Genomic DNA, 4,280 nt, shown 5'->3' with positions numbered 1-4,280 from the left:
TCCGCCGCACCCACTACTGGGCCCTGCCCGCCGAACCGGAACTCGCGGACGGGCAGCCTGATCCGGTCTCCGCGCAGCTGTGGCGGGCCGTGGATGAAGCCGATCCGGCCGCGCTCGAACTCGATCCGGGCAGCACGCTCGCCGAGGCGTTTCCGCGGCTGTCCGCATGGCGGGCCAGGCAGGAAAGTGAACGCCGCGTCGAGGACTGGCGGTACCGCATCACCTGGCGGCCGCTCACATCCGGAACACCCGCGGACCCGGCGCGCTGGCTGCTGCTCGTGCCCGCCGTCCCCGAGGATGCCGAATCGACCGCCGCGCTCGCCTCCGAACTGGCCGCCGCGACCGGTGCCGCGATCCAGGTGTTCGTTCCCGGGGAGGACGGCAGCGGGCTCGCCGCGGCCCTGCGCGAGCACCGCCCCGAGGTGCTGCTGAGCCTGCTCGGGCTCGGTGAACGCAGCGGCGAGGGTGCGGCGAACCCGGCCGCGCTGGACACGATCACCGTGCTCCGGACCCTCACCGAGACCACGGATGTGCCTGCCCGCCTGTGGTGCATCACCCGGAATGCCGTGGCCGTGGACAGCACCCCGCAGGGCCTCGAACCGTCCGCGGACGCACCGGATCCGTACGCCGCTCAGCTCTGGGGCCTCGGCCGGGTCGCCGCGCTCGAGCACCCCGAGTGCTGGGGCGGGCTCATCGACCTGCCCGGCATCGGGGACGGCTCCGTGGCCGCGGACCTGGTGCGGGCCGTGCTGCGCGGTGACGGAGAGGACCAGCTCGCGATCCGCGGGACGCAGCTGTTCGGCCGAAGGCTGTGCCGGGCCGCGGGTCCCCGGACGGCAGGCCAGGTCCGGCCGCGCGGTACGGCCATCGTGACCGGCGGCACCGGGGCGCTCGGTGCCCACCTCGCGCGCTGGCTCGAGGAGATCGATCACCTCGTGCTCGTCAGCAGGCGCGGACCGGAGGCCGAGGGCATCGCCGAACTGCGCACCGAACTCGAGGACCGGGGCACCCGGTTGACCGTGCTGGCCCGCGATGTGACCGATCCGCTCGCGGTCGCGGAACTCGTCGAGCAGTACCCGCCGGACCTCGTGGTGCACGCCGCGGGAGCGATGGAACTGACCCGTCTGGCCGAACTCACCGCCGGGGAATACGAGCAGGTGCTGTCCGCGAAGGTCGTGGGCGCGGAGAATCTGGACGCCGCGCTCGGTGACCGCGAACTGGACGCGTTCGTGCTGTTCTCCTCGATCTCCGGGGTGTGGGGAGTCGCCGAGCACGGCGCCTATGCCGCGGCGAACGCGCACCTGGACGCGCTCGCCGCCCGCCGCGGCGCGCTCGGGCGCCCGGCGCTCTCGGTGGCCTGGGGACCGTGGTCGGGCGGTGGGATGATCGCCGAATCCCTCACCGAGATCCTGGCCCGCCGCGGTGTTCCGCTGATCGACCCGGAACCCGCGCTCACCGGGCTCGGGCGGGCGCTCGCCCGCGGTGACCGGCAGCTCGCGCTCGCCGAGGTGGACTGGGCCGCCTTCGGCCCGGTGTTCACCAGTTCCCGCCCCAGCCCGCTGCTGGACGAGCTGCCCGAGGTGCGCGCGGCGCTCGAACCGTCCACTGTGGACACCGAGATCGGGCAGGAATCCGGGAGCGGTGCCTTCGCCGCGCGGGTCGCCGAAGCCGAACCCGAGGAGGCCAAGCGGATCGTCGCCGAACTCGTCCGCACCGAGCTGGCCACGGTCCTCGGCCATCCCGATCCGGCGGCGATCGATATGCACCGGGCATTCTCCGAGATCGGGGTCGATTCGCTCGGCGCGGTCAAGCTGCGCCGCGCCCTGCTCGAGGCCACCGGAATCACCATGGCCACCACGATCGTCTTCGACCATCCCACTCCGGCACGGCTGGCGGACTGGCTGGTGTCCCGGTTGGCGGGCACCGATTCCAGCGCTCGCGCCACGGTTTCCGATTCCGGTTCGCCGGAGGAGGATCCGGTGGTCGTGGTCTCGGTCGGCTGCCGGTTCCCCGGGGAGGTCCGCTCCGCCGAGGACATCTGGGAAGTGGTGCACGGTGGCGTGGATGTACTGTCCGGCTTTCCCACCGATCGCGGCTGGCCCGCCGGGCTCGTGGACCGGGATCCGGACGCCACCGGACGGTCCACAGTGGACCGTGGCGGTTTCCTGACCGGTGCCGGTGAGTTCGATGCGGGGTTCTTCGGGATTTCCCCCCGGGAGGCCCTGGCGATGGATCCGCAGCAGCGGGTGCTGCTGGAGTGCGCCTGGGAGGCGATCGAGGGCGGCGGCATCGATCCCCGCTCGCTGCACGGCAGCCGCACCGGTGTCTACATCGGCATGGCCGATCAGGACTACGCGCGCCTGCTGCGCGGTGAGGACACCGCCGAGGCCCATCTGGCGACCAGCGTGGCCAACAGCGTGGCCTCGGGCCGGATCGCGTACGTGCTCGGCCTGGAGGGCCCGGCGCTGACCCTGGACACGGCGTGTTCCTCCTCGCTGGTTGCGCTGCATCTCGCGGTGCGCGGACTGCGCGCGGGGGAGTGCGAACGGGCGCTCGTCGGCGGCGCGATGATCATGTCGAATCCCGATCAGTTCATCCGGTTCAGCCGCCAGCGTGGTCTGGCCCCGGACGGCCGGTGCAAGCCCTTCGCGGCCGCCGCCGACGGTTTCGCGCTCTCCGAAGGGGCGGCGGTGATTCTCGTGGAGCGGTTGTCCGTGGCCCGCGCCGAAGGGCATCGGGTGCTGGGGGTGGTCCGCGGGACCGCGGTGAACTCCGATGGTGCCTCGAACGGGCTTTCCGCGCCGAACGGACTGGCCCAGCAGCGCGTCATCCGGTCCGCGCTCGACGATGCCGGACTGGCGGCCGCGGACATCGACACCGTCGAGGCGCACGGGACCGGAACCGCGCTCGGCGACCCGATCGAGGCGGGCGCGCTGCTCGAGGTGTTCGGCGCGGAACGCACGGAACCGCTCTGGATCGGCTCGGTGAAATCGAACCTCGGCCACACCCAGACCGCCGCCGGGCTCGCCGGGCTGATCAAGACACTGCTCGCCATGCGCCACGCGGTACTGCCCCCGACACTGCACGTGGACGCGCCGAGCCCGCATGTGGACTGGGAATCCGGAGCGGTGCGCCTGCTCACCGAGGAACGCCCCTGGCCGCGTGGCGAACGTCCGCGCCGTGCCGGGGTTTCCTCCTTCGGGATCAGCGGCACCAATGCGCACGTGATCCTCGAGGAACCCCCGCGCGAACCCGAAACCGCGGCGGAGCCCGAGCCCGTCGTGGCGCTCCCGTTGTCCGCGCGTGCTCCCGAGGCGCTCGCCGCCGGGGCCGGGGCGCTGGCCGAACACCTGGAAACGACAGGGAATCCGGACGCGACCGCAGCCGGACTGGTGCGCCGCACCGGTTTCGAGGAACGTGCCGTGGTGCTCGCCGGGACCGAACACCCGGACGTGGCGGCGCACCTGCGAGCCCTCGCGGAAGGGGGACAACCGGCCTCGGTCGTGCGCGGCTCGGTGTCCGCCGCCATGGCCGATTCCCGCGGGGTGGTGTTCGTGTTCCCCGGTCAGGGTGCGCAGTGGGCCGGTATGGGTGCGGAATTGCTGGAGTGTTCCGCGGTTTTCCGGGACCGGCTCACCGAGTGCGCGGCCGCGGTGCTGGCCGCGGGCGGCCCGGATGTGCTCGCGGTACTGCGATCCGGTGCGGAACTGGACGATGTCGCGGTCGTGCAGCCGGTTTCCTGGGCGGTGATGGTTTCCCTTGCCGCGCTGTGGGAATCGGCCGGGATCGAACCCGCCGCGGTCCTCGGGCATTCACAGGGCGAGATCGCGGCCGCGGTGGTCGCGGGTGCACTATCGGTCGCCGAGGGAGCCCGGGTGGTGGTCTCCCGGGCACTGGCCCTGCGCGCGGTGGCCGGTTCGGGCGCGATGGGGTCCCTCGCGGAGAGCCCGGATGCCGTACGGAAACGCTTGGCAGGCCGGGATTCGGTCGTGGTGGCCGCGGTCAACGGACCCACCTCGGTGGTGATCTCCGGCGCGCTCGGCGAGGTCGAGGCCGTGCTGGCCGAAGCCGTCGGGGACGGGGTGCGGACCCGGCTGCTTCCGGTGGACTATGCCTCGCATTCCCCGCTGATGGAGCCCCTGGCGGAGCCGATCACCGAGGGACTGGCCGGGATCCGGTGCGCCGCCCCGCGGGTGCCGTGGTTCTCCACCCTGCGCTCGGACTGGATCACCGAGGAACTCGATCCGGGGTACTGGTTCGCGAATCTGCGGGGGAGTGTT

Annotated in this window: 1 protein-coding gene; it reads left to right on the top strand. The window is 72.6% G+C overall.

What is annotated here, in order from left to right; translation table 11 throughout:
• A partial coding sequence (locus AD72_RS35005) for a type I polyketide synthase (protein WP_156365531.1) occupies positions 1 to 4,280 on the top strand: 4,280 nt, incomplete at both ends.

Origin of the sequence: Sciscionella sediminilitoris (genome assembly GCF_000737195.2) — a bacterium.
GTDB lineage: Bacteria > Actinomycetota > Actinomycetes > Mycobacteriales > Pseudonocardiaceae > Sciscionella > Sciscionella sediminilitoris.
Note: the sequence above shows the minus strand (reverse complement) of the source record. Positions and strands in the feature narration are given on the sequence as shown.